This is a genomic window from Roseovarius mucosus, assembly GCF_002080415.1.
GTDB lineage: Bacteria > Pseudomonadota > Alphaproteobacteria > Rhodobacterales > Rhodobacteraceae > Roseovarius > Roseovarius mucosus_A.
Genome location: NZ_CP020474.1, coordinates 3,193,647 through 3,219,009 on the forward strand (window position 1 = coordinate 3,193,647; position 25,363 = coordinate 3,219,009).

The window sequence follows — 25,363 nt, forward strand, 5'->3', positions numbered from 1 at the left end:
AGGCGCCCCAAATGGACCCGCGCGACGAATTGATCGGGCATTTGCCTGCGATGCGCGCCTTTGCGTTGAACCTGACGCGCAATTCCGCGACGGCGGATGATCTGGTGCAGGATGCAGTGGTCAAGGCGTGGGGCAATTTTGACAAGTTCAAGCCCGGCACCAATCTGCGCGCGTGGTTGTTCACCATTCTGCGCAACACCTATTATTCCCTGTATCGCAAGCGTCGCCGCGAGGTTGAAGACCCCGATGGCAAGATGGCTGGGCAATTGTCGGAAAAGCCCGCGCATGACGGGCATCTGGCGATGACGGATTTTCACGCAGCCTTTGCGCAATTGACCGATGAGCAGCGCGAGGTTCTGGTTCTGGTGGGCGCAGAAGGGTTTTCCTATGAGGAGGCCGCCGAAATGTGCGGCTGTGCGGTGGGCACGATCAAGAGCCGCACCAACCGCGCGCGCAAACGGCTGGCGGAGTTGATGCATCTGGACGATGAGGATGAGTTGGCGATGACCGATGCCGCGACGATGGCCGTCGTAACTGGAACCTCTGTTGCATGAGGTTGCGTCTGGCCGCGCTGAGCGGGCTCTGGACGCCTAATCTGGCGCTGCAATTGGGCATTGGGTTGAGCCTTGCCATTCTGCCGCTTGGTTTTGTGTCGGTCTATCAGACCTATAAGGTTCTGGAAGAACGGCAGGCCCTGTCGGAAACCGCGCTTTTGGAGCAGACCCAGCAGGCCGTGTCAGAGAGCCGCGACATCATCCAATCCGCGCTGAGCACAGCCGAGACGCTGGCGATCACGGTATCGGTCTTTGATACCGCTGAGGCGACCTGCGATGCGGTGATGGCGCGGGTTGTGGAAGAGAGCCCGATCTATAGTTTTGCGGGATTTGTCGATGACGCGCTGTCGCTGGTCTGTGCCTCGAACGGCGGGCGGCAGGACCTGAGCAATCTTGCGTCCATCCGCTCTGAGCTTACGGGGCGGCGGACCGAGATTTTGATGCATCCGCTGGAGTTCATTGGGGGGATTGCCACGGTCAGCGTGGCGGTTCCGGTGTTCGCGGCGGGGCAATTTCGGGGAACGGTCTGGATCGCGGTGCCGATCAGCGCCTTGAATGACCAACTGTCGACGGTGGTGCCCGATGTTGATCTGGTGCTGTTTCAATCCGAGGGCGAGATTGTCGCCACGGCGGAGTTTTCGGATTTTCGGCGCTCGGTTTTGCCGGCCTCGCATGGGTTGCAGGATCTGGCCGATACCGGGCGGCAGACGTTTCGCGATGTGAATCAGGATGGCAATACCCGCGATTTTGCGGTGGTGCCGATTGTGGGCGACCGGGTATTGGCGCTGGGCAGTTGGGAGCCGCGACACAGGAGCGGATTGCTGCCGGGGTACGAGGGCACCTTTGCGCTTTATCTGCCGCTGGCGATGTGGGTGATCACGATCATCGTGGCCTATATCGGGGTCAATCATCTGGTGATCCGGCATGTGCGCCGTCTGCGATCCTGGATGCGGCTATACGCGGCGGGGCGTGGCGATCTGGACAAGGCCCGGCTGGACAATGCGCCCGAAGAGTTGGAGGTGGTGGCCGAGGCATTTCGGGCGATGACGCGGCGGCTGTCAGAGCAGGAACGGCGGCTGGAAGAAGACCTGAACGAGAAAACCGTGCTGTTGCGCGAGGTGCATCACCGGGTCAAAAACAATCTTCAGCTTATCTCAAGCATGCTCAACATGCAGATCCGCGCGACGGGCAGTCTTGAGGCCAAGCATCTTTTGCGGCGGGTGCAGGATCGGGTGATGGCGCTGTCGGCGATCCACCGATACCTTTATCTGGCGCGCAAGCTGTCGCTGGTACGGGCCGACAAGCTGCTTGAAGATATCATTCAGCAATTGGTTATCGTCGGAACCTTGGACGATAGGGGGCGGCAGATCGCGGTGACAACCGCGCTGGAGCCTGTGGAAATCAGCCCGGATCAATCGGTGCCCCTGTCTCTTTTGACGACAGAAGCCGCGATCAATGCCGTGAAATATTGCGGCATGACCAGTGGCACCGATGCCTGGATCAACATCGCGTTGAAAGCGGTGTCGGAGGATCGTTTTTGCCTGAGCGTTGTGAACTCGCGCGCGCCAGATGGGCAGGCTGCGGAGGGGGCTGAGGTCACGCCGATTGATGGGTCGGGGCTGGGATCGAAGCTGATTGAATCCTTTGTGGCCCAGTTGAACGGCACGCTTGAGATTTCGCCGCAACCGGACCGGTATGAGCTGCATGTTGTCTTTCCGATGACATGGCCCACCCAAGACGAGGACGACGCCTGAGTTTGCCGGAAATATGCGGAGCGGAGGGAACCGAATAGGCCGTGCTGCGTTGTCATTGCACAAGAAATCAAACGGAGAACGCAATGACACGTGCAAAACTTTCCCTCATTTCGCTGCTCTTTATGGGTGTTCTGGCAGGCTGCGAGACGGTCGAGGGTGCCGGTCGCGACATCGAGGATGCCGGACAGGCGGTGACGGGTGCATCGCAGGATGTGCAGAGCTGACCGTTTGATCCGACCCTGCAAGACATATGAGGCGCGCATCGGGTTGATGGGCGCCTCAGGTGCATTCAGGGGTGGGCCACGGTCACGACATCACGAGGGTTGCGACGCCGGTCGCGACCCCTATAGCCAAGAGCATCCCGACCAAGACCAAGAGACCGTCGCCGACAAACATGCCAACGGCGAGCGCGGTAATCACCACGCCCAAGATCGACGAGGTGAAGGGGATCAGTTCGAGGAATGGCATCACCGCGCCCAAGATCAGGCAGAACAGCTGTGGCAGGATCACCAGCGGCTCTGTCACCAGAATGTGCAGCCGCCGACGCGTGACCCGGTCAAGCCAGCGCGCGGGGATGCGAAACCAGCGATAGACCTCTCGCACGCGGCTTGTGCGCAGGCGGGCAGCGCGGCTCCAGCGTGGTAGCCAGAGCGATGAGCGGTGGACCATCTGCTGCAAAGAGACCGCCGCGATGATCAGCCCGCACAGGGTGGTAAAGCCGGGCACCCCGCTGAGGGGCGAGACCAGCGCCAAGGCGGGCAGAATCAGCAGAGGTGCGAAATTGGCGCGGCCGAGCGTATCCACGATATCCCCCACGCAGGTGTAATCCCCGGTCAGCGCATCCCATCCCTGCTCGACCAGATCGGCCGCTGTTTCATGATCCGGTGCTGCATCCTTTGGCATGTCTGGCGCTGTGCTCCTGCTCTGGCCTGTAGTCGTTGTTTGGAAGAATAACGCCGTGGTGGCCCTGTGGTTCCGGCGTTGGGTGGGTCCGGCATGCATCGGTTTTGGCGGAGTATTCAGGTTTTTGGGAACCATACCAGAGGGCGCGCGTTCTTTGATCACATCACGCCACACAGGCGTGCGTGTCACCGGCCCGCCGCATCTGATGCATTGCGGGTTTGATACGACCCATAGAAGGAGACTTTGCAATGAAACGGCTTCTTACGACAGCACTTTTCACCGGGATGACTTTGGCCAGCGTTGGCCCAGTTCTGGCCATGGACAAGACCCTCTCGGGCCTTGACGTCAAGGTGGATCTCAGCGCTTACGCGGACAACAATGTCCTGAAATATTGGCCGACCCTTGAGGCGGACCTTGCCACGGCGATTGCGTCGAAAGTGACGCTGAATGATACCGCTGACGCGCCAAGAATCGCAGTTGAGATCAACAAAGTGGCGATTGATGGCGATACGATCCTGCCGGATACCGGCGAGTTCAACCAGCTGGAAGGGACGGTTTCGACCTTTGAGGGGCTTAACGATGCCGTTGCCACCAATGCCGATAGCCTGGAGAATCCCGATGAACAGATCGGCAGCTATGCGTTGCAAATGACGGCTGTCAGCGGCGATACCCCGGCCCCCGAAGGTTGGGTCACGATCGAGCCGTCGCAAGACGATTTTTACGCGGCCCTGGTCGATGCCTATGCAACAACCGTGGTCGAGCGTCTGGACGATTGATCTGGCTTAGCGCGGCGATATGGGGCGTGGCGCAGATCTGCGCCCCAGATTGAGCCGATAGGCCCAAAAACCACGAGAGGGCGGCGACTTAACGGTCGCCGCTCTTGGCCATTCAGCGCTATTGCACGCACGCTGAACGGCACATCGCATCGGGTTTCTTACGCCCATGTTTTGAGTAGTGGTGAGCCGTGCAGGATTCGAACCTGCGACCCACTGATTAAAAGTCAGTTGCTCTACCAACTGAGCTAACGGCCCACTAGACGCGCTATCTAGAAAGAGCGGGGCGGGGGGTCAACCCCGAAAGTGCAAGATTATTCGGCGATCTGCTGGATTCGTCGCGAGGCGCGGTTTATATGCGCGAGGATGGACCAAGTTGATCATACCGGGCTGCCCTTTTTCAAAATGCATGGGCTGGGAAACGATTTTGTCGTGCTGGATGGGCGTGGCCGCGATCTGGGGCTGACGCCTGCGTTGATCATGGCCATCGCCGACCGGCATCGGGGCATTGGATTCGATCAATTGGCGGTGATCTCTCAAGGCATGGGCGATGCACATTTGACCTTTTACAACGCCGACGGTTCGACCTCTGCGGCGTGCGGCAATGCCACGCGCTGTATCGCGCGGCACCTGATGGACGAGAGCGGCAAGGCGCGGCTGGAGCTGAGCACGGCGCGCGGCGCGCTGGTGGCCGTGGATGCCGGTGGCGGGCTGACATCGGTGAACATGGGGCAGCCGCAGCTTGACTGGGCCGAAATCCCGCTGGCTGAGGCGATGGATACGCTGGAATTGCCCATCGAGGGCGGGCCGGTGGCCACGGGCATGGGCAATCCGCATTGCACGTTTTTCGTGGCCGATGCCGAGGCGGTGCCGCTGGCGCAATTCGGGCCGCGCTATGAGCATCACCCGCTTTACCCGGAGCGGACCAATGTGCAGGTGGCCACGGTGATTGGCCCCGATCACATCCGCATGCGGGTCTGGGAGCGGGGGGTTGGGGTGACGCTGGCCTCTGGCTCGTCGTCCTGTGCGACGGCGGTGGCGGCGGCGCGGCGGGGCCTAACGGGGCGCGCGGTGCGGGTTGATCTGGATGGTGGCACGATCCATGTGGATTGGCGCGAGGATGGCGTCTGGATGACCGGCGAGACCGCACATGTGGCAAGCGGCGTGTTCACGCCCGCGTTTCTGGCGGCGCAGAGATGAGCCAAGCGCCGAAATTCACCACGCTGGGCTGTCGCCTGAACGCTTATGAGACCGAGGCGATGAAGGAGTTGGCGGGCCAAGCGGGGCTGGGCAATGCCGTCATCGTCAACACCTGTGCTGTGACATCCGAGGCGGTGCGCAAGGCGCGGCAAGAAATCCGGCGCTTGCGGCGCGAGAACCCGGAGGCGCGGTTGATCGTGACCGGATGCGCCGCGCAGACCGAGCCGGAAACCTTTGCGGCAATGCCCGAGGTGGATGCGGTCATCGGCAATACCGAAAAGATGGCGGCGGACACATGGGCGCGGCTGGCGGGCGATTTTATCGGCGAGACCGAGCGCGTGCTGGTTGATGACATCATGTCGGTGCGCGAAACGGCGGGGCATCTGATTGACGGATTCGGCAGCCGCAGCCGCGCCTATGTGCAGGTGCAAAACGGCTGCGATCATCGCTGCACCTTTTGCATCATCCCCTATGGCCGGGGCAATTCGCGCTCTGTGCCTGCGGGCGTCGTGGTCGAGCAGATCAAGCGCTTGGTGGGGGCGGGGTATAACGAGGTTGTGCTGACCGGCGTGGACCTGACAAGCTGGGGGGCGGATTTGCCCGCGGCACCCAAACTGGGTGATCTGGTGATGCGGATTTTGCGGCTGGTGCCAGATTTGCCGCGCCTGCGGATTTCGTCGATTGATTCCATCGAGGTGGATGAAAACCTGATGCAGGCGATTGCCACAGAGCCGCGCCTGATGCCGCATCTGCACCTGAGCCTGCAACATGGCGATGATCTGATCCTCAAGCGGATGAAGCGGCGGCATTTGCGTGACGATGCCATCCGCTTTGCCGAAGAGGCGCGGCGCTTGCGGCCCGAGATGACCTTTGGCGCGGATATTATCGCAGGCTTTCCGACCGAGACCGAAGCGGCGTTTGAAAACTCGCTGCGGCTGGTCGAGGAGTGTCATTTGACATGGCTGCATGTGTTTCCCTATTCGCCTCGCCCCGGCACGCCAGCCGCCCGGATGCCGCAAGTCAAAGGCCCGGCGATCAAGGCACGTGCCGCGCGGTTGCGGGCCGCCGGTGAGGGGCGGGTTGCCGCCCATCTGGCCGCACAGCAGGGGCGCGAGCATGCCGTGCTGATGGAGGCCCCGCGCATGGGTCGGACCGAGCAATTCACCGAGGTGGTTTTCGACCGCGATCACCCCGAAGGCCAGATTGTGCGGGCGCGTGTGACGGGCTGGCAGGGCGGGCAATTAACTGCGGCCTAAACGCTCATACCGTGGCCAGAGCGCGTGGGGCCGGGTCGCAATGCGGTTTTTCAGAACGATGAAAGCTGAGCGCCTTGCCAAAAATGCCACAATTCGGGGGCTAGGCCCTTGGTTTTGCTGGACCTGAGGGCAGGGCTTGGGTAGATTCAGGGAAACGGGACGCGAATGATCCCGAACCTTGAGGCAGTATCAGATGTTTCCCGAGCGGTTTGCGAACCTACCGGCCTATGCGTTTCCGCGTCTGCGGACCCTGCTTGACGCTCATGCGCCCGGCGGCGAGGTCGTGCATATGACGATTGGCGAGCCCAAGCATGCGTTTCCGCGCTGGATCGTTGATGTCATTGCAGAAAATGCCGATGGCTTTAACTCTTACCCCGTCAATGAGGGCATGCCTGAGTTGTTGCAGGCGGCCGGCGATTGGGTGGGGCGGCGCTATGGCGTGACGCTTGATCCGGCAAGCCGGATCATGGCGCTGAACGGCACACGCGAGGGGCTTTATAATGCGATGATGGCGCTCAGCCCCGAAGTGAAGGGCGGCAAGCGCCCGGTCGTGCTGGCACCGAACCCGTTTTATCAGGTCTATATGGTGGCGGCGCTGAGCGTGGGGGCGGAGCCGATTTTCCTGAACGCCACCCATGAAACGGGGCATTTGCCGGATTTCGCGGCGCTGTCCGAAGAGGTGTTGAACCGCGTCACGGTGGCCTATCTGTGTTCGCCCGCCAATCCGCAGGGCACAGTGGCGAGCCGCGCCTATTGGGCCGAGTTGATCGGGCTGGCGGAGCGCTATGATTTCCGCATTTTCGCCGATGAATGCTATGCCGAGATTTACCGCGATACGCCGCCGGTGGGTATTCTGGAGGTCGCGCAGGAGATGGGGGCTGATCCTGAGCGTATCGTGGCGTTTCACAGCCTGTCGAAGCGGTCGAACCTGCCGGGGCTGCGCTCGGGCTTTGTTGCCTCTGGCCCCAAGAATATCGCGCAGATGAAACAGTTGCGCAATTATGCCGGATCGCCCTTGCCGATGCCGTTGCAGCATGCGGCCGCGCGGCTCTGGGCGGATGAGGCGCATGTGATCGAAAATCGCCGTCTTTATGGCGAGAAATATGAGATTGCCGATGAGATTCTGGGCAATCTGCCCGGCTATCGCAGCCCGGAGGCAGGATTTTTCCTGTGGTTGCCGGTCGAGGATGGCGAGGCGGCGACGCTGCGGCTTTGGCAGGAAACCGGCGTGCGGGTGTTGCCGGGGGCCTATCTGAGCCAAGAGGCAGGCGGCGTGAACCCCGGTCAGGGGTATATTCGGGTCGCGATGGTGGCCCCCAAGGATGAGATGGCAGATGGTTTGAGACGGCTGCGCGCCTGTCTCTATGGATGATTGAGGACGAGGGACGAGATGGCATATCAGACGCGCGGGCGCGACCCCTTGCTGGACAGCAACATGGCTGAGGCAATCGAGAAACGCGGCAAGGAATTGCTGGGTCTTGTGCTGATGGCGGTGGCGCTGATGGCGGCGGCGATGGTGGTCTCTTACACTCCGGACGATCCAAGCTGGATGTCGGCCACGGATGCGCCGGTGCAGAACTGGATGGGCCGTTTGGGCGCGTCGGTGGCGGCGCCGCTGTTCATGATCATCGGTTGGGGATCCTGGGGATTTGCCATTGTTCTGGGGGTCTGGGGCGCGCGCATGGCGCTGCATCGGGGCGAGGACCGGGCGATGGGGCGGCTTATCTTCGCGCCGATCTGGCTTGCGATATTGGCGCTCTATGCCGCGTCGTTGACGCCGGGGGCGGAGTGGGCGCAGACCCATAGTTTCGGTTTGGGCGGGCTTTTTGGGGACACGGTTTTGGGGGCCTTGCTGGGTATTCTGCCGGTCGGGGCGAGTGTGGGGCTCAAGCTTTTGTCGTTGGTGCTGGGGGTTGGCGTGCTTGGGATGGGGGCGTTTGTGCTGGGCTTTACACGGGTAGAGTTGCAGCGCATGGGCCGCTTTCTGCTGGTGGGGGTGATCCTGTGCTATGCCGCGCTGATGAAAGCGATGGGTCGTGGCGCGGGAGGTGCAGCCCAAGCGGGGCAGGCGATGCAGGCCATGATGGCGGAACGACGCGCACGCCGGGGTGAGGCGGCTGTTGCGCGCGCGGCGGTGCCGCTGCGGGCAGAGCCTGCGCTGGACGGCGCGCGGGTGCGCCGCGCAGATCCCGTTCCGTTGACAGCCCAGCGGCACGCGCCGGTCGCACCCAAGCCTGCGCAGCCGGTGGACAAGCCCGGTGGGCTGTTGGCGCGGATGCCGATGCTGATGCGCAAGCCCGAGGTCATGCCCGAGCCGGAATTGGTAGAGGCCGCGACCTTTGAGGGCGAGGCCGAGATGCCTGGCGATGACCGGATCCGGGCCAAGATTTCCGACGTGATCAAGGCGCGGGTGCGTCAAAGCCCGGCGGTGCAGATCGCATCTGTGGCCCCCCTGACCAAGGGTCGGGGGCGTGGGCCTGATCCTTTGATCCTGAACACCGCGCCGCGTGGTGTTTTGCCGCCCGAGCCGCCGCTGACGGCGCGTCATGTGGTGCAAACGCCGCTGAGAGCCGAGCCGTTACTGCGCGCCGCCGCCGCCGCACCGGTGAGCATGGCCGCGCCCATGTTGGAGGTGACGGAGGACGACGATTTCGACGCGATGATCGAGGCGTTTGGGCAAGATGATGCGCCCGAGATGGCGGCACCTGCGCCGCGCATTCCGATGCCTGAGCCGCGCAAGGTTGTGCAACATGCACCGCGCAAGCCCTTGCAGCCGTCGTCGCGGGCCATGGCCGAAGCGCAGCCAGCGCTGCGTTTTGAGACCCCCGCGCAGCCGGTTTATGAATTGCCGCCGCTCAGCCTATTGGCGGACCCCGAGCATATTCAGCGCCATCATCTGAGCGACGAGTCGCTGGAAGAAAACGCACGGATGCTGGAGAATGTGCTGGATGATTACGGCGTGAAGGGCGAGATCGTCAGCGTGCGCCCCGGCCCCGTGGTTACGATGTATGAGCTGGAACCGGCACCGGGCCTAAAGGCGAGCCGGGTGATTGGTCTGGCGGATGATATCGCGCGGTCGATGTCGGCGCTGTCAGCGCGGGTATCCACCGTGCCGGGGCGGTCAGTGATCGGGATCGAATTGCCCAATGACAACCGCGAGATGGTTGGATTTCGGGAAATCCTGTCAAGCCGGGCCTATGGCGATGGCAATCAAAAGCTGCCTTTGGCGTTGGGCAAGGATATTGGCGGTGATCCCATTGTGGCCAACCTTGCCAAGATGCCGCATTTGCTGATTGCGGGGACCACGGGATCGGGCAAATCGGTGGCGATCAACACGATGATCCTGAGCCTGCTCTACAAGCTGACGCCCGAAGAATGCCGGTTGATCATGATTGACCCCAAGATGCTGGAACTGAGCGTCTATGATGGCATTCCGCATCTGCTATCCCCTGTTGTGACCGATCCGAAAAAGGCGGTGGTTGCGCTCAAATGGGTGGTGGCCGAAATGGAGGACCGCTATCGCAAGATGTCCAAGATGGGCGTGCGCAATATCGACGGCTATAATGGCCGGGTCGAGGAGGCGCTGAAAAAGGGCGAGATGTTCAGCCGCACGGTGCAGACCGGGTTTGACGATGACACCGGCGAGCCGGTGTTTGAAACCGAAGAATTCGCACCCGAGAAGATGCCCTATATCGTCGTCATCGTCGATGAGATGGCCGATCTGATGATGGTGGCGGGCAAAGAGATCGAGGCCTGCATTCAGCGGTTGGCGCAGATGGCGCGCGCAAGCGGTATTCACCTTATCATGGCGACACAGCGCCCGTCGGTTGATGTGATCACCGGCACGATCAAGGCGAATTTCCCGACGCGGATTTCGTTTCAGGTGACATCGAAAATCGATAGCCGCACCATTCTGGGCGAGATGGGGGCCGAGCAGCTTCTTGGCATGGGCGACATGCTCTATATGGCGGGGGGCGGCAAGATCACGCGCTGCCATGGCCCCTTTGTGAGCGATGAAGAGGTGGAGGAGGTGGTTAATCACCTCAAGGCTTATGGTCCGCCGACCTATGTGGGATCGGTGCTGCAAGGGCCGGATGAGGACACCGCCGAACGTCTTGATTCGGTGATGGGCCTGTCGTCGGGGACCGGGGCCGAAGGTGATGACCTGCTCTATGATCAGGCGGTGGCGATTGTGATCAAGGATCGCAAATGCTCGACCTCTTATATCCAGCGGAAACTGGCGATTGGCTATAACAAGGCCGCGCGTCTGGTCGAGCAGATGGAAGATGAGGGCGTGGTCAGTTCCTCGAACCATGTGGGCAAGCGCGAAGTGCTGGTGCCGGAGCCGCAGTAGGACCGGCGGTGCCTCGCTCAGCTGCGAAAAATTTACGCCCCGCGCTGGTGCAATCCCGCGCGGGGTGTCTTATCTGTGGGGTATGAACAAGATGCGTTTTCTTATGGTTCCCGTCCTCTGGGCGGCGATGGCCCTCCCGGCGGCGGCGGAAAAGCTGTCTTTGCCGGAAATCTCAAACTATCTGAATGGTTTGCGGACCGCCCAAGGTGCGTTTACCCAGATCAACGAGGATGGCACGATCAGCACGGGCCGGATTTTGATCAAGCGCCCCGGTCGGGTGCGGTTTGAATACGATCCGCCCGAACAGGCGCTAGTGGTGGCTGATGGCGATACGGTGGGGATCATCGACCCGCGCTCGAATGATGGGCCGGTGGGATATCCTCTTCACCGCACGCCGCTGAAAATCATCCTGGCGCGCAATGTGGACCTGACGCGCGAGCGGATGGTGGTGGGACATGCGAGCGACGGCACCTCGACCACGGTGCGCGCGCAGGACCCGGCGAATCCTGAGTATGGCAGCATTGATCTGGTCTTTACCGGCAGCCCCGTGGAATTGCGTCAATGGGTGATCCATGACGGCAGCGGTAGCCAGACCACGGTGGTTCTGGGCGATATGCAGCGCGATGTGCGGCTGAATGACGAGAGTTTCGTCATTCCGGGCAAGGAGCGGATGCGGGTGGATCGCTGAGCCCGCGCCGCAGGCCCAGCAAGGATCAGATCAGACCGCGCCCAAGAGCACAGGTGCCAAGCTGCGCGCGGTAATTTTGTGACCGGGTTTCGACACTGTCGGCGACACGCAGCAGCCACGGCTTGCTGTTGAAACTGCCACGGGCATAGCCGGTGCGCCCGTCGTGATAGGCGAGATACTGGTTGCGCGCGTCCGTGAGCGGGATGCCAAGGCTCTGGTTGGATTTGGCCATATACCAGCCCATGAAATCGGTGGCATCGGCAATATTGGTGCGCTGAGCGGCGAAACGGCCTGTTTCGCGCTGGTATTCCTCCCATGTGCCGTCCAGCGCCTGGCTATAGCCATAGGCCGAACTGACCCGGCCCGTGGGAATCACCCCAAGGGTCCAGCGAAACGGGGTGCGCGCATCGCTGATGAATTTGCTTTCCTGATAGATCGTGGCCATCTGCACATGGGCGGGCACGCCCCATTTCCGCTCTGTCGCGCGGAAGGCGCGGGCGTATTCGGGGCGCTCGTCCAGAATGGCGCATGCGTGGTCTAGATTGCGCGGGGCGGTGCCATAGCCAGTGCCGCCACCGCCGCAGGAAGCCAGCACAAACAACACCATCAACGCGCGAAGAGTTCTGCTCATATGCCTCTCGCTCTCTTTTTTTATGCAGTTTACTGGAAATTCTGGCCGGGGGAAATCACGAATTCGCCGCGGTTGCGCGCTGCAGCGCTGTAACGCCTACGTTCACAGACTGTTTCTCGCATGATTCAGCCGACTGTTGGACAAACCACCCTTGAAAGGTTTACACTCTGGCATTAGGGGCAAACGCGATATGATTAAAACACGTGCAAAATACCATCTGGGCCAAGTGGTCCGTCACAAGAAACACCCGTTCCGCGGGGTGATCTTTGATGTCGATCCGCAATTCTCGAATACCGAGGAATGGTATGCCTCGATTCCCGAGGATAGCCGCCCATCCAAGGAACAGCCGTTCTATCACCTGCTCGCGGAAAACGAGCAAAGCTACTATGTGGCCTATGTGAGTGAACAGAATCTTGTCGCCGATTATTCCGGCGAGCCGGTGGGGCATCCCGATATTCCGGACCTGTTTGGTCCGTTCGAGGATGGGCATTATCCGCTGCATTTTCAGTTGAATTGAGTGGGCGAGGGTGGGTTTGCACCCACCCTCCCTGTGTTGCCTGATCAATAGCCCAAGGCGCAGCCGTCCTTGCGCGGGTCGCTGCCACCTTCAAGCACGCCATCGTCATGGATATAGATCGCCTGCGCGCCGCCAATGGGGCCGGGCATACGCAGGATCTCGTGCCCCATATCGGCGAGGGTCTGCGCCACAGCGTCGCCATAGCCCCGCTCAAGGTTGAGACCCAGAGGATCGGCAAAGGCGCGCGGCGCGTCGATGGCGGATTGCGGGTCCATCCCGAAATCGCGCAGGTTCGACACCAGACGTGCATGCCCCGTTGATTGATACGAGCCGCCCATCACGCCGAAGGGCATGGTCACGCGGCCATTTTCCACCAACATACCGGGAATGATCGTGTGCATCGGGCGTTTGCCCCCGCCGAGTTCGTTGGGATGCCCCTCTTCCAGCGTAAAGCCTGCGCCACGGTTTTGCAGCAGAACGCCGAATTTTTCAGACGCGATGCCAGAGCCGAATCCGTGGAAGATGGAATAGATCAGCGACACCGCCATGCGGTCACGGTCCACCACGGTGATATAGATCGTGTCGCGATGCACGGCCTCGGTCAGGGGTTTGGCGGCGGCCATGGCGCGTTTGGGATCAATCAGCGCGGCGAGTTTTGCGGCGGTCTCGTCTGAGAGCATATAGTCGAGTTTGCGCATGTGATCGGGGTCGGCGATAAAGCGGTTGCGCGCGTCATAGGCCAGTTTGGTTGCTTCGGCCTCGATATGGGTGCGTTCGACGCCAAACGGGTCCATTCCGGCAATGTCGAAATGTTTCAGGATGTTGAGCAGCAGGATTGCGGTGGCGCCTTGGCCGTTTGGTGGATGCTCGACCAGATTGGCACCTTTGTATTCGCCGCTGACCGGGGTGGTATAATCACTGTGTTGGTTGGCGAAATCGGCCGCCGTGTGGGTGCCGCCCAAGGCGTTGAGCGTGGTGATGATGTCTTCGGCCACTTCGCCTTCGTAATAGGCGGCACGCCCGTCGCGGGCGATGCGGCGCAGCACCTCGGCCTGACCGGGGGCGCGGAACATCTGGCCTGCTGTGGGCGGCGTGCCTGAGGGCATGTAATGGGTGAGGCCATGACCCTGAAGCGCGGCACCCGCCGTGGGCCAGTCAAAGGCCACACGGGGGGCCACTGGCACGCCCTCTTCGGCATAGCGGATCGTGGGGGCGAGGAGGGTATCGAGGCCAAGCCGGCCGTGATCGGCGCTGAGGCGGCAAAAGGCGTCAATTGCACCGGGGACGGTGACGGCATGTGCGCTTTGAAGTGGTACGGTGTCATGGCCTGCGGCGCGCAGGGCGGCGGCAGAGGCCCCGGCGGGCGCGCGGCCAGAGCCATTGAGCGCGTGGATGGTGGGATCGCCCGGTTTGGTGAAGAGGACGAAGCAATCGCCGCCGATGCCGGTCATTTGCGGTTCGCAAATGCCCAAGAGGACCGCGCCTGCAATCGCGGCGTCCATGGCGTTGCCGCCGCGTTCGAGAATGTCGATGGCGGTTTTGGCCGCAAGCGGGTGCGAGGTCGCGCACATTCCGTTGGTGGAAAAGGTGGCCGAGCGGCCGGGCTTGTGAAAGTCGCGCATGTCTTGTCCTTGTGTCCGTGATGGGGGGACACTAGGCGCAGTTTGCGGCTTTGCCAATCGGGGGAGAAGAGTAAGCCTCGACGCCGCGCGCTGGGTGGGGGCAATTACACGCGACGCCGAGGGAAGCCATATGCAGCTACGGGTTTCGGTATGACGGGGTTCTGCGGCGCGAGTTGGCCGGGATTAAGGTAAGATTGCGGCGGTCTAACCCTAGGGTTGTGTCAGAGCGGGGCGCGGTGGAATTCGAGGGTCAAATGGTTGCATCCGGCGGCGCGGCGATAGTCGATCCGGTCGGTAAGATCGCGAATCAAAAACCAGCCAAACCCGCCCTCGGGCAAGGCACCGCGCGCGACGTCATGCTCGGGCAAGAGGCCGTCGGGGGGGCAAAGGCCGGGCAGGGCCGCGCCCTGATCGCTGAGTATGGCGACAAGCCGGGCCGGATGAAGCGCAAGCGCGATCTGGATGTCGCCGGGGGTCTCGGGCGGGTAGGCATGTTCCACGATATTGTTCAGCGCCTCGGCCAGCACGAGTTCGACGGTGCCACATGCCTCATCGGGCATGGCGCAGGCGTGCAGCCAGTCGCGGGTGCGCGCCAGCACCTCGCGCACGGCGAGGTTTGAGGCACGGGTGTGAAGCGTGAGGTGCTGACCCGCAGGATCGGGGATCACGGCGCGCGACCTCTGGCAAGGGTCATCATGGGGCCGCCCATCCTGCCCGATCACCCTGTTGCGCGGGATTGGAGGCTGCGCAGATCGTCATGGATGGTGAACACCGTATCCATCCGTGTGAGGCGAAACACCTTGGCCACATCGGGGGTAAGACAGGCGAGGTCGAGCCGCCGCTCGCCGCCCATCTGTTTCATCGCGGCGACGATGGCGCCCAGCCCGCTGGAATCCACAAAAGTGACATTGCCCAGATCGAGCACGACGGGCCCCGCCCCGTTGGCCGTAGCGGCGCGCATGGCGTCCTTGAAGCGGATGGCGGCGGCGGCGTCGATACGTGCCTCGCCGACGGTGATGATGGTCATGTCAGGATGATGCGTGGTGTTGAGATCCATGGTGCCTCCGGCAGGATACGTAGTAATACAGGGCACGCTAGACCCAATTCCTTACCATTCGGTATGCAGGATCAGGATTTGCGAGGAGGCAAAGATGCAAGAGGTGGTGATTGCCGGGGCGTCGCGCACGCCCATGGGTGGATTTCAGGGCGATTTCGATGGTGTGCCGGCGGCAGAACTGGGCGGCGCTGCGATTCGCGCGGCACTGCTGGACGCCGGGGCTGAGACCGTGGACGAGGTCTTGATGGGCTGTGTGCTGCCTGCGGGGCAGGGGCAGGCCCCGGCGCGGCAGGCCGGTTTTCTGGGGGGGCTTGGCGAAGAGGTGCCTGCCACGACGCTCAACAAGATGTGCGGGTCGGGGATGAAGGCGGCGATGATGGCCTTTGACCAGATTGCCTTGGGTCATGCCGAGGTGATGATCGCGGGCGGCATGGAATCGATGTCGGGCGCGCCCTATCTTTTGCCCAAGATGCGGGGCGGCGCGCGGCTGGGTCATGCGCAGGTGGTCGATCACATGTTCCTTGATGGGCTAGAGGATGCCTATGACAAGGGACGCCTGATGGGCACCTTTGCCGAGGATTGCGCCGAGGCGTTTCAATTTACCCGCGAGGCGCAGGATGCCTATGCGCTGGCCTCGTTGCAAGGCGCGCTGGACGCGCAAGCCTCGGGGGCGTTCGCGCGTGAGATTGCGCCGGTGACGGTGCGGGGGCGCAAGGGCGAGGTGGTGATCTCTGCGGATGAGCAACCCGCCAAGGCGCGGCCCGAAAAAATCCCGACGCTGAAACCCGCGTTTCGCGCGGAGGGCACGGTGACGGCGGCCAATTCCAGCTCGATCAGCGATGGTGCTGCGGCACTGGTGCTGGCCTCGCGCGCGGCGGCCGAGGCGCGGGGCCTACAGGTGCGCGCGCGGATCATGGGGCACGCGAGCCATGCGCAGGCCCCTGGCCTTTTTACCACCGCCCCGGTGCCTGCGGCGCGCAAGCTCTTGGACCGGCTGGGCTGGAGCGTGGCGGATGTCGATCTCTGGGAGGTGAATGAGGCCTTTGCGGTGGTGCCCATGGCGTTCATGCACGAGATGGGCGTGGCGCGAGAGCGGCTTAACGTCAATGGTGGGGCCTGTGCGCTGGGTCATCCGATTGGGGCGTCCGGCGCGCGGATCATGGTGACGCTGCTCAATGCGTTGGAAACACGCGGGCTGCGCCGTGGTGTGGCCGCCATCTGCATTGGTGGCGGCGAAGGCACGGCGATTGCGATTGAGCGGGTCTGACGCCCCTCAGGCCGCCTCGAGATCGCGCCGCATGGTGGCCATGCCCCGGCGGCGCGACAGTTCTTCGTACCCAGCCTTGCGGTAGAGGTTAAGCGCGGGCGCGTTGTCGAGTTCGACCTTGAGGGTGATGGTCAGCGCCTTGAGTTGGCGGGCGGCCTCTTCGGCGAGGGACAAGAGCACCTCGCCGGTGCCGCCGCGCATGCGTTCTTCGACAAACACATAGGTGAGGTGGCGCACCTCGGGGCCGACGCCCACGCGCAGGGCGAAAAAGCCCACTTCTTGCCCGTTCTCATCACAGAGATAAAAGGTTTCGTCCTCAAGGTCGCCCACCCATTTCAGCGCCCATTCGCGTGCGTCAAACGGATGGCTGGCCTGTGGATTGACCAGCGCAAGATCATCCTTGTCGGTCAAAAGGCGTGCCAGAGGTTCAAGATCACGGGTCTGGTTGCGGTGCAGGGTCAGCCGGGACATCTGTCGTATTCCTTATAGTCCATGTCGTAATTTTATCGCGGGCGCGTCTCTGCCATGGGTGGACACAGGATGCAACCCAAAGGCTGCATGCAGGCTCTGGCCTTGGCGCTTGGGCCGTGGCATAGGGCTGTCATGCGTATTGATTATGACCATATCGCCCGCACCATCGCCGCGCTTACCGAAGGGGAGAGCGACGCCGTTGCGCTCATGGCTACGGTGGTGTGCGAGGTGCACCATGCGGATGATCGGTTCGACTGGACCGGGTTTTACCGTGTCACCGCGCCTGAGATGCTCAAGATCGGGCCTTATCAGGGCGGGCATGGCTGCCTGAGCATCCCGTTTTCGCGCGGTGTCTGCGGTGCGGCGGCGCGCACGGGCACGGTGCAATTGGTGCCGGATGTCGAGGCGTTTCCAGATCATATCGCCTGTGCGAGTTCCACCCGCTCAGAGATTGTGCTGCCGGTGCGGGACGGGGCGGGGCGGTTGATTGCGGTGTTAGACATCGACAGCGATCAACCGGCGGCCTTTACAGAAGAGGATGCGGCGCGGCTGAGCGAGATTCTGGCGGCTGTGTTCGGACGGATTTGAAGCGGCTGTGAGGAGGCAGGACGGGTTTTGGCCTGAAGCGGACATTGGACCTGTGCGATGAGCCGCGCGGTCGCTGGGCCGGGGACTAGCGATGCAACGGCAGTGACTGCCACTTAATGCAAGCAAAGTCCGTATGACTTCAAAGAGATGCGCTACATCTCAAAATCGCTAGGCCGCGGGACGGCCCAGCGATCGCGCGGCGCCCTTCGGGCTTGATTCCGCGCGTAAGCGCTTGGGGCCAATGTCGCCTTCAGGCCATTCCCCGCTCTGGCCAATCGAAACCTCGTCAGCGCCCTTTCCACACAGGATCGCGTTTTTCGGCAAAGGCGCGCGCGCCCTCTTTCTGATCGTCCGAGGCGTAGAGGGTATCCACAGTCTCGAACTGTCGCCGGGTGATGCGGTTCATCGCATCCTGAAAGCGCATGGCCTCGGCCTCGCGCACGATGTCCTTGATCGCGGCATAGACCAGCGGTGGTCCGGCGGCGATGGTCTGGGCCATGGCGCGCGCCTCGTCCATCAGCCGGTCGGCGGGGTGGATGTGGTTGACCAGCCCCCAGTGCGCGGCCTCTTTTGCATCGAACCAGCGGCCCGTGATCAAAAGCTCCATGGCGATGTGATAGGGGATACGCTTGGGCAGTTTGACACTGGCCGCATCGGCCACGGTGCCCGAGCGGATTTCGGGCAGGGCGAAGGTGGCGTGATCTGCGGCCAGAATGATATCTGCTGAGAGCGCCAGTTCCAGCCCGCCGCCACAGGCGATGCCATTGATCGCGGCGATCACAGGCTTGTTCAGCCCGCGCAATTCCTGCAATCCGCCAAAGCCGCCAACGCCATAATCACTGTCGGGGGCCTCGCCCTCGGCGGCGGATTTGAGATCCCAGCCGGGGCAAAAGAATTTTCCGCCCGCGCCGGTCAGGATGGCAACGCGCAGCTCGGGATCGTCGCGGAAGTCGCGGAACACCTCGCCCATGATCCGGCTGGTGGCGGCGTCTATGGCATTGGCCTTGGGGCGATCCAATGTCACCTCAAGCACGGCCCCGGTACGTTCGGTGCGAATGGGCGTGTCGGTCATGGTCTCTCTCCCTTGGTGATGAGCGCATCCACGGCAACCGCATCCGATGCGGTGCAGAGGAGCGGGTTGATTTCCACCTCTTCGAGGGTCGCGGAATGGGCGATCACATAGTCCTGAACGGCCATGACCGCCCGCAGAATGGCGGCGTGGTTGGCGGCGGGCTGGCCACGATAGCCGCCCAGCAGGGGGGCCGCGCGCAGGTGGCTGAGGGCTTGGGTGATGTCGGCCTCTGTCACCGGCAAGAGCAGGCAGGTTGTATCGCGCAGGATCTCGGTGAGGATGCCACCTGCGCCCAAGGTCAGCACAAACCCATGCGCCGGGTCGCGCAGCACTCCGATCAGCAGTTCCGCGATAGGGGCCGCGATCATCTCTTCGATGAGCCAGCTTTGGCAGGGCATGGCGCGGGCCTTGGCCTGAGTCTCGGCAAGGTCGTCCGCGTGGTGGACAAAGATCACGCCGCCTGCCTCGGTCTTATGCGCCAGACCCTCGGCTTTGATGACCAGCGGCAAGGGCATGGCGGTGAGGGTTGCGGTAAGCTCGGCGGGTGTTGCGGCACGGCGCGCCTGTGGGATGCGCAGCCCGTGGGCGGCGAGCGCCGCCTTGGCCTCGGCCTCGGTCAGGGTGCGGGGCTGCGTCGGCGTGCCGGGCAAGAGGAGCGGCAAAGGCGTGCTGCGCCCCTGTCCCAGCCACGCGGCGCGGGCGATGGCGGCGAGCCCATCATCCAGCCCGGCAAGCGGGATCAATCCGCTTGCAATGGCGCGCTCGGCCACACTCTCTGACAGGCAATCGGGCAGGGTCGCGATGAGCGCCAGCGGTTTGCCCACCCGGCGCTGCGCCTCTGCGCCTGCCTCGAATATACAGTCCCAAGCGGAGGGATCACAGCGGTCGGGGCGTGGAAAATCAGCGATCATCACGCCGATATCGACAGGGCCATCAAGAGCGGCGGCAAAGGTGGCGGCCATGGCGGCCACGTCGCCCCAAATGAATGTGTGGTAATCCAAGGGGTTGGCCAGCGCCACCCGTGGCCCAAGTGCGGCGCGCAGCGCGCGGGATTGTGTTGGCGTGAGCGGTGGCAGGGTGAGGGCGTGATCAAGGGCGGTGTCGGCCATCAGGCTTGCCTCGCCGCCCGAGCAAGAGATCGAGAGCACGGCATTGCCGGGCAGCGGGCCAGCAAAATGCAAGAGCTTCAGGGTCTCCAGCATCTGCGGCAGGGACGTGACCTGCGCAATTCCCAATCGCGCCAAGAGGGCCGCCGCGCCGGCCCCGCTCCCGGCCAAAGAGGCGGTGTGCGATTGCGTGGCGGCGCGCGCCTGATCCGAGCGCCCGGATTTCAGCGCGACGATGGGCTTGCCTGCCCGGCGCGCCGCCTCTGCCAGCGCCTCGAAGGCGCGCAGATCGCCCACCCCCTCGATATGCAGGCCAAGGGCGGTGACGCGGGGATCCTCTAACAGCGCGCGGCCAAGCGCCGACAGGCCCAGCTGTGCCTGATTGCCCACGGTCATCAGATAGGCAATGGGCAGGCCGCGCGCCTGCATGCTGAGATTGATCGCGATGTTGGAGCTTTGCGTGAGGATTGCCACGCCGCTCTTGCAGCGTTGCCCACCATGCTGATCGGGCCAGAGGAGCGCACCGTCGAGATAGTTGACGAAGCCATAGCAATTCGGGCCGATGATCGGCATGTCGCCCGCGGCGTGCAACAGGCGCGCCTGCATCTCAGCGCCGTCGCCCAGCTCGGCCTCGGCCTCGAGAAAACCTGCGGCAAAGCAGACAGCGCCGCCCGCGCCCATCTCCCGAAGCTGCGCGATGGTGGCAATGGTGGCGTCGCGGTTGACGCCGACAAAGACCGCATCGGGCACGCCGGGCAGGGCGGATAGCGCGGGATAGGCGCGCGCGCCGCCGATCTCTGCCTTGGTCGGATGCACCGGCCAGACCGGCCCGGCAAAGCCCATGGCCACAGATTGCCGGATAAGATTGGCGCACCATGTGCCGCCGCCGATCACGGCGATGGAGGCGGGGCGCAGCAGGCGGGAAAGATCACGGGTCATCGTGTGGCACTTTGGACAAGAGAAGAGCAGGGGCGCTGCCCCTCTGGCCCTGCGGGCCATTCACCCCGAGGTATTTTGGGCCAGATGAAAGGGTTGGTTAACCATTTTGCGGCAGTTTGACAGGGCGGTACAGGCTGAGGAGCCGATGACCGCGCCAGGTGAAGCCCCCTGTCCGTAACGGGCAGGGGGTGCGCCTGTTTCATCTGGCCCAAAATACCTCGGGGGGTCCGGGGGGCGGCGCCCCCCGGCGTGTCGGCGCCGCAGGCGGCGATCCGTCTCATGCGCCGAGGGGCCGCAGCATTTCGCGGCTGATGATGTGGCGCTGAATCTCGGATGTGCCGTCCCAGATGCGTTCCACCCGTGCGTCGCGCCAGAAGCGTTCGATGGGCAGGTCATCCATCAGCCCCATCCCGCCGTGGATTTGCAGCGTGGCATCGGTGACGCGGGCCAGCATTTCGGAGGCGTAGAGCTTGGCGCTGGCGATCTCGCGGTTGGCGGGCAGGCCCTGATCCAGACGCCACGCGGCGTTGAGGGTCAAAAGGTCGGCCGCGTCGATTTCGGTGATCATATCGGCCAGCTGAAAGCTGACGCCTTGGAATTTGCCAATGGCCTGCCCGAATTGTTCCCGCTCTGCCGCGTAGCGCAGCGCGTGGTCAAAGCAGCGGCGTGCGCGCCCGACCGCCATCGTGGCCACGGTGATCCGGGTGGCGTAGAGCCATTCGTTCATCACGGCAAAGCCGCCATCCACCTCGCCCAGAACCTGGGCATCGGGCAGGCGGCAATCGTCGAATTCGAGCACCATGTTCTTGTAGCCGCGATGGCTGACGGATTTATAGCCGTCGCGGATGGTGAAGCCCGGAGTGCCGCGATCGACGAGGAAGGTGGTGATGCGTTTCTTGGGCCCCTTGTCGGTCTGATCCTCGCCGGTGGCGACAAAGACGATGACGAAATCGGCGTGATCCGCGCCCGAGATGAAATGTTTGGTGCCGTTGAGCACCCAGTCACCCCCGTCGCGTCGGGCGGCGCATTTCATGCCGCGCACGTCTGATCCTGCGCCCGGTTCGGTCATCGCGAGGGCATCCATCCGCTCGCCGCGCACCGCTGGCAAGAGGTAACGCTCGATCTGTTCGCCCGTGCAGGCCATCAGGATATTCTGCGGTCGCCCAAAAAAATGCGTGAGCGCCATGGAGCCGCGCCCGAGTTCGCGCTCGACAAGGGCAAACTCGAGATGGCTCAGCCCTGCGCCGCCGACGGCCTCGGGGAAATTGCAGGCGTAGAACCCAAGGTCGATGGTTTTTTGCTTGATGGCTTGGGCCACTTCGGGGGGCACTTCGCCGGTGCGCTCAACAAGGGGCTCATGGGGGTATATCTCATTCTCGACAAAGCGGCGCACCGCTCCGACGATCATCTCTTGCTCGTCGGTCAGTCCGAAATGCATCTCAGGCCTCCTTGTGCTTTTTGGCCAATGCCACGACCCGCGCCAGCACATCGGCGCGCGGATCGCAGGATTTGCGGGACTTGAGATCCACATGCAGCATGAACTGGTCCGAGGTGGCCAAGAGCGCGCCATCGCTCTCGCGTTTCATTTCGTGAAAACAGCGGAGTTTCTTGCCCTCGCCTTGGGTGACGCGCGTCTCGACGCGGATATGCTCGCCGGCATGCGCCTCGGCCAGAAAGCTGATGGTGTTCTCGACGGTGAAATAGCTCAGCCCGCCAGCGATATAGGCTGTATCGGCCCCGACAAGGGTCATGACCGCATCGGCGGCATCGCTGAAAAGCTGGCCAAAACGCCCTTCGTTCATATGGCCGTTGTAATCGGTCCAGTCGGCGGGAATGACGCGGCGGGCGCTGGTGATGGGGGGGCCGTCGGTGAGGGTGGTCTTGATCGTCTGCTGGTGTTGGTTGATCAGCCGCCCCGCTGCATTGCCCTGTTGGCGCAGCGCACGCAGCATGGCGACAAGGTTATTGTCGCGTTTGCGTTCGAGTTCGCGAATGCTGAGGTGGCCGGATTGCGCGTCGGACTGATCGGCGATCATCTGGGCCAGTTCATCCGTCAGTTCCGGCACATCCATGAGTTTGGTCCAGGGCCACGACAGGCAAGGGCCGAACTGGTCGATGAAATGTTTCATGCCCGCCTCGCCGCCCGCGATGCGGTAGGTTTCAAAGAGGCCCATTTGCCCCCAGCGCAGGCCAAAGCCGTAGCGGATGGCGTTGTCGATTTCCTCGGTGGTGGCGATGCCGTCCTTGACGAGCCAGAGCGCCTCGCGCCACACCGCCTCGAGGAAGCGGTCGGCGATATGGGCGTCGATTTCCCGGCGCACATGCAGCGGGAAATGACCGAGCGAGGTGAGGATATCCTTGGCACGGGTGATGAGGGCGGGGGGATTTTTCTCGGTCGTGACCAGTTCGATGAGGGGCAAGAGATAGACCGGGTTGAACGGATGTGTGACGACGATCTGTTCGGGGCGCGCGGCACCGTCTTGCAATTCCGAGGGTTTGAAGCCTGAGGTGGAGGAGCCGATGATCGCCCCTGCGTCGCAATGCTCTTGCAGCGCTTGGAAGACCTTGTGTTTCAGGTCCAGCCGTTCGGGCACGCTTTCTTGTATCCAGTCCGCGCCCATGACGGTTTCGGATAGGGTTGTATGAAAGGTCAGGTGCCCCTCGGCGGGCAGGGCCACGTCATAAAGCATGGGCAGGGCGTGGCGGGCATTGGCCAGCACGGCGTCGATCTTGCGCGCGGCCTCGGGATCTGGGTCGAACACCCGCACATCCCAGCCATTGAGAAGGAAACGCGCGGCCCAGCCGCCGCCGATCACACCGCCGCCGATGATTGCTGCTGTTTTCGTCATCACACCATCCTTCATCACACCATGCTCTCCGTATGTCCGTCCACGGCCATGATCTGGCCCGTTACCTTGCTTGCGGCGGGGGAGGCGAGGAACAGCGCCATATCCGCCAGATCATCCGCCGTGACCCATGTGCGCAGGCTGGTGCCCCGCGCATAGAGCGTGCGGACCTCATCCTCGGTCCGGCCCGAGGCGCGGGCCTCCATTTCCACCACACGCTCCATCCGGGGGCCTTCGACCGCGCCGGGGGCGATGGCGTTGACGCGCACACCGGCGGGGCCAAGCTCCATCGCCAGTGTCTTGGTCAGCCCCACCAGCCCCCATTTGGCGGCCACATAGGGGGTGCGGTAGGGCACGCCGTGCAGGCCAGAGGTGGAGGTGGTGATCAGGATCAGCCCCGCCCCTTGCGCCCGCATCACCCGCGCCGCCCAGCGACAGACGAGAAAGGTGCCAAAGAGATTGACGCCAACACAGGCCTGCCATGCGGCATAATCGAGATCCTCGATCCGGCCTGCGGGGCCGCCGGTGCCAGCATTGGCGCAGAGCACATCGGCCCCGCCCCATGTGGCCTCGACATGCCCCAGAAAGGCGGACATCTGCGCCTCGTTGGTCACATCCGCCTGACGGGCGATCATCAAAGGGTGGCCAGCCTGCATAAGGGCCACTGCATCGCCGTCGGCATCGCAAATCGCCACCCGGTCGCCACGCGCGGCAAAGCGTTCGGTCAAGCGCCGCCCGATCCCCGACGCGCCGCCGGTGATCACGACGCGCTGGCTCATCCGCGCGGGGCCCGTTTGGTGAGGCGCAGTTTCTGGCGCACCTCGGCGGGGGTCATGAGGCGCGCGCCCAAGCCCTCGATGATGCCCTTTGCCTTTTCCACGAGTTGTGCGTTGGTGGCCAGCACGCCACGGTCGAGCATGAGGTTATCCTCGAGCCCGACGCGCACATGCCCGCCTGCCAGCACAGAAGCCGCGACATAGGGCATCTGGTGGCGGCCCAGCGAAAAGGCGGAAAAAGTCCAAGTGTCTGGCACGTTGTTGACCATCGCCATGAAGGTGTTGAGATCATCCGGTGCGCCCCATGGCACGCCCATGCAAAGCTGCACCAGCGCATCGGGTTCCAGAATGCCATCCTTGACCAATTGCTTGGCATACCAGAGGTGGCCGGTGTCGAACGCCTCAATCTCGGGTTTTACGCCCAATTCGGTCATCATCCGGCCCATGGCCTGCAACATGCCGGGGGTGTTGGTCATCACATAATCGGCCTCGGCGAAATTCATCGTGCCGCAGTCGAGCGTGCAAATCTCGGGCAGGCATTCGGCGACATGGGCGACACGTTCGGTTGCCCCTGCCATATCGGTGCCCTTGGGTGAGAGGGGCAGGGGGGATTCCACCCCGCCAAAGATCATGTCGCCGCCCATGCCCGCCGTGAGGTTCAGCACAACATCGGTGTCGCTGTCGCGGATGCGGTCGGTCAACTCGCGAAAGAGTTTGAGATCGCGCGAGGGAGCGCCGGTTTCGGGGTCGCGCACATGGCAATGTACCACGGCGGCCCCCGCCTTGGCGGCGGCAATCGCGCTTTCGGCGATGTCTTTGGGCGAGCGGGGGAGATGCGGGCTTTTGTCTTGGGTGGCGCCCGATCCGGTGACGGCACAGGTAATGAAAACCTCGCGGTTCATGGTGAGCGGCATGGCATCCTCCGGTTTGTGTGTTGGGGCCAGCCTAGCGTGCTGGTATGGCTTTTGATTTTGCGGTATCAGACAATA

Annotated in this window: 24 protein-coding genes and 1 tRNA gene; 12 read left to right on the forward strand and 13 right to left on the reverse strand. The window is 63.0% G+C overall.

What is annotated here, in order from left to right:
* The first annotated feature begins 11 nt into the window (after positions 1-11).
* From ROSMUCSMR3_RS15160 to ROSMUCSMR3_RS15170, 3 genes are all read left to right on the forward strand, one after another.
* The gene (locus ROSMUCSMR3_RS15160) at positions 12-554 is read left to right on the forward strand and encodes an RNA polymerase sigma factor (RefSeq protein WP_037299000.1); all 543 of its coding nucleotides are present in this window, start codon (positions 12-14) and stop codon (positions 552-554) included.
* On the forward strand, positions 551-2,308 hold the full coding sequence (locus tag ROSMUCSMR3_RS15165; protein ID WP_081507849.1) for a sensor histidine kinase: 1,758 nt from the start codon (positions 551-553) through the stop codon (positions 2,306-2,308). The genes ROSMUCSMR3_RS15160 and ROSMUCSMR3_RS15165 overlap by 4 nt, the downstream gene beginning before the upstream one ends.
* A gap of 83 nt (positions 2,309-2,391) precedes the next feature.
* On the forward strand, positions 2,392-2,532 hold the full coding sequence (locus ROSMUCSMR3_RS15170) for an entericidin A/B family lipoprotein (protein ID WP_008283225.1): 141 nt from the start codon (positions 2,392-2,394) through the stop codon (positions 2,530-2,532).
* Between the two features lie 82 nt (positions 2,533-2,614).
* Here the strand turns inward: ROSMUCSMR3_RS15170 and ROSMUCSMR3_RS15175 are convergent, their stop codons facing one another.
* Positions 2,615-3,211 carry an exopolysaccharide biosynthesis protein gene (locus tag ROSMUCSMR3_RS15175; protein WP_081507850.1) on the reverse strand — a complete coding sequence of 199 codons (597 nt, stop codon included), beginning with the start codon at positions 3,209-3,211 and terminating at the stop codon, positions 2,615-2,617.
* A 248-nt stretch (positions 3,212-3,459) separates the two neighbouring features.
* Between ROSMUCSMR3_RS15175 and ROSMUCSMR3_RS15180 the strand changes: the two genes are divergently transcribed.
* A complete protein-coding gene (locus tag ROSMUCSMR3_RS15180; RefSeq protein ID WP_008283227.1) occupies positions 3,460-3,987 on the forward strand; it encodes a hypothetical protein in 528 nt (175 codons plus the stop codon).
* 179 nt (positions 3,988-4,166) lie between these two features.
* Here ROSMUCSMR3_RS15180 and ROSMUCSMR3_RS15185 read toward each other — a convergent pair.
* A tRNA-Lys gene (locus tag ROSMUCSMR3_RS15185) sits at positions 4,167-4,242 on the reverse strand.
* 108 nt (positions 4,243-4,350) lie between these two features.
* Between ROSMUCSMR3_RS15185 and dapF the strand changes: the two genes are divergently transcribed.
* The 5 genes from dapF (at position 4,351) to ROSMUCSMR3_RS15210 (ending at position 11,482) form a co-directional block, all read left to right on the forward strand.
* A complete protein-coding gene (gene dapF / locus ROSMUCSMR3_RS15190; RefSeq protein WP_081507851.1) occupies positions 4,351-5,184 on the forward strand; it encodes a diaminopimelate epimerase in 834 nt (277 codons plus the stop codon).
* Entirely contained in the window at positions 5,181-6,440 is a 1,260-nt protein-coding gene (mtaB, locus tag ROSMUCSMR3_RS15195) for a tRNA (N(6)-L-threonylcarbamoyladenosine(37)-C(2))-methylthiotransferase MtaB (protein WP_008283229.1), read from the forward strand. The genes dapF and mtaB overlap by 4 nt, the downstream gene beginning before the upstream one ends.
* A 193-nt stretch (positions 6,441-6,633) precedes the next feature.
* Positions 6,634-7,812: an aminotransferase class I/II-fold pyridoxal phosphate-dependent enzyme gene (locus ROSMUCSMR3_RS15200; RefSeq protein ID WP_008283230.1), complete on the forward strand. Its 1,179-nt coding sequence runs from the start codon at positions 6,634-6,636 to the stop codon at positions 7,810-7,812.
* An 18-nt stretch (positions 7,813-7,830) separates the two neighbouring features.
* Positions 7,831-10,794, forward strand: a complete 2,964-nt coding sequence (locus ROSMUCSMR3_RS15205) for a DNA translocase FtsK (RefSeq protein WP_081507852.1) — start codon at positions 7,831-7,833, stop codon at positions 10,792-10,794.
* Between the two features lie 82 nt (positions 10,795-10,876).
* Positions 10,877-11,482, forward strand: a complete 606-nt coding sequence (locus ROSMUCSMR3_RS15210; protein WP_008283232.1) for a LolA family protein — start codon at positions 10,877-10,879, stop codon at positions 11,480-11,482.
* 25 nt (positions 11,483-11,507) lie between these two features.
* Here ROSMUCSMR3_RS15210 and ROSMUCSMR3_RS15215 read toward each other — a convergent pair whose 3' ends face one another.
* A complete protein-coding gene (locus ROSMUCSMR3_RS15215; protein WP_008283233.1) occupies positions 11,508-12,113 on the reverse strand; it encodes a lytic transglycosylase in 606 nt (201 codons plus the stop codon).
* Positions 12,114-12,303: 190 nt separating this feature from the next.
* Between ROSMUCSMR3_RS15215 and hspQ the strand changes: the two genes are divergently transcribed.
* The gene (gene hspQ / locus ROSMUCSMR3_RS15220) at positions 12,304-12,630 is read left to right on the forward strand and encodes a heat shock protein HspQ (protein ID WP_008283234.1); all 327 of its coding nucleotides are present in this window, start codon (positions 12,304-12,306) and stop codon (positions 12,628-12,630) included.
* A gap of 44 nt (positions 12,631-12,674) precedes the next feature.
* Here hspQ and ROSMUCSMR3_RS15225 read toward each other — a convergent pair whose 3' ends face one another.
* The 3 genes from ROSMUCSMR3_RS15225 to ROSMUCSMR3_RS15235 form a co-directional block, all read right to left on the reverse strand.
* Entirely contained in the window at positions 12,675-14,252 is a 1,578-nt protein-coding gene (locus tag ROSMUCSMR3_RS15225) for a gamma-glutamyltransferase family protein (protein WP_081507853.1), read from the reverse strand.
* A 221-nt stretch (positions 14,253-14,473) separates the two neighbouring features.
* Positions 14,474-14,920 (reverse strand): ATP-binding protein, encoded by a 447-nt coding sequence (locus tag ROSMUCSMR3_RS15230; protein ID WP_237183461.1) that lies wholly within the window; start codon positions 14,918-14,920, stop codon positions 14,474-14,476.
* Between the two features lie 50 nt (positions 14,921-14,970).
* On the reverse strand, positions 14,971-15,309 hold the full coding sequence (locus ROSMUCSMR3_RS15235; protein WP_081507855.1) for an STAS domain-containing protein: 339 nt from the start codon (positions 15,307-15,309) through the stop codon (positions 14,971-14,973).
* 94 nt (positions 15,310-15,403) lie between these two features.
* On the opposite strand from ROSMUCSMR3_RS15235, the gene ROSMUCSMR3_RS15240 reads away from it, so the two are divergent.
* Positions 15,404-16,576, forward strand: a complete 1,173-nt coding sequence (locus tag ROSMUCSMR3_RS15240) for a thiolase family protein (protein ID WP_081507856.1) — start codon at positions 15,404-15,406, stop codon at positions 16,574-16,576.
* 6 nt (positions 16,577-16,582) lie between these two features.
* On the opposite strand, the gene ROSMUCSMR3_RS15245 is transcribed toward ROSMUCSMR3_RS15240, so the two are convergent.
* Positions 16,583-17,047 (reverse strand): GNAT family N-acetyltransferase, encoded by a 465-nt coding sequence (locus ROSMUCSMR3_RS15245; RefSeq protein WP_008279795.1) that lies wholly within the window; start codon positions 17,045-17,047, stop codon positions 16,583-16,585.
* A gap of 132 nt (positions 17,048-17,179) precedes the next feature.
* Between ROSMUCSMR3_RS15245 and ROSMUCSMR3_RS15250 the strand changes: the two genes are divergently transcribed.
* Positions 17,180-17,635: a GAF domain-containing protein gene (locus ROSMUCSMR3_RS15250; protein ID WP_081508642.1), complete on the forward strand. Its 456-nt coding sequence runs from the start codon at positions 17,180-17,182 to the stop codon at positions 17,633-17,635.
* A 286-nt stretch (positions 17,636-17,921) separates the two neighbouring features.
* Here the strand turns inward: ROSMUCSMR3_RS15250 and ROSMUCSMR3_RS15255 are convergent, their stop codons facing one another.
* From ROSMUCSMR3_RS15255 to ROSMUCSMR3_RS15280, 6 genes are all read right to left on the reverse strand, one after another.
* Positions 17,922-18,707, reverse strand: a complete 786-nt coding sequence (locus ROSMUCSMR3_RS15255; protein WP_081507857.1) for a carnitinyl-CoA dehydratase — start codon at positions 18,705-18,707, stop codon at positions 17,922-17,924.
* Positions 18,704-20,752 (reverse strand): acetate--CoA ligase family protein, encoded by a 2,049-nt coding sequence (locus ROSMUCSMR3_RS15260; protein ID WP_081507858.1) that lies wholly within the window; start codon positions 20,750-20,752, stop codon positions 18,704-18,706. The genes ROSMUCSMR3_RS15255 and ROSMUCSMR3_RS15260 overlap by 4 nt, the downstream gene beginning before the upstream one ends.
* 277 nt (positions 20,753-21,029) lie before the next feature.
* A complete protein-coding gene (locus ROSMUCSMR3_RS15265; protein WP_081507859.1) occupies positions 21,030-22,190 on the reverse strand; it encodes an acyl-CoA dehydrogenase family protein in 1,161 nt (386 codons plus the stop codon).
* A 1-nt stretch (position 22,191) separates the two neighbouring features.
* Positions 22,192-23,601, reverse strand: a complete 1,410-nt coding sequence (locus ROSMUCSMR3_RS15270) for a carnitine 3-dehydrogenase (RefSeq protein WP_081508643.1) — start codon at positions 23,599-23,601, stop codon at positions 22,192-22,194.
* Positions 23,602-23,615: 14 nt separating this feature from the next.
* Positions 23,616-24,377, reverse strand: a complete 762-nt coding sequence (locus tag ROSMUCSMR3_RS15275) for an SDR family oxidoreductase (protein ID WP_081507860.1) — start codon at positions 24,375-24,377, stop codon at positions 23,616-23,618.
* On the reverse strand, positions 24,374-25,288 hold the full coding sequence (locus ROSMUCSMR3_RS15280; RefSeq protein WP_081507861.1) for a 3-keto-5-aminohexanoate cleavage protein: 915 nt from the start codon (positions 25,286-25,288) through the stop codon (positions 24,374-24,376). The genes ROSMUCSMR3_RS15275 and ROSMUCSMR3_RS15280 overlap by 4 nt, the downstream gene beginning before the upstream one ends.
* Positions 25,289-25,363 lie beyond the last annotated feature (75 nt).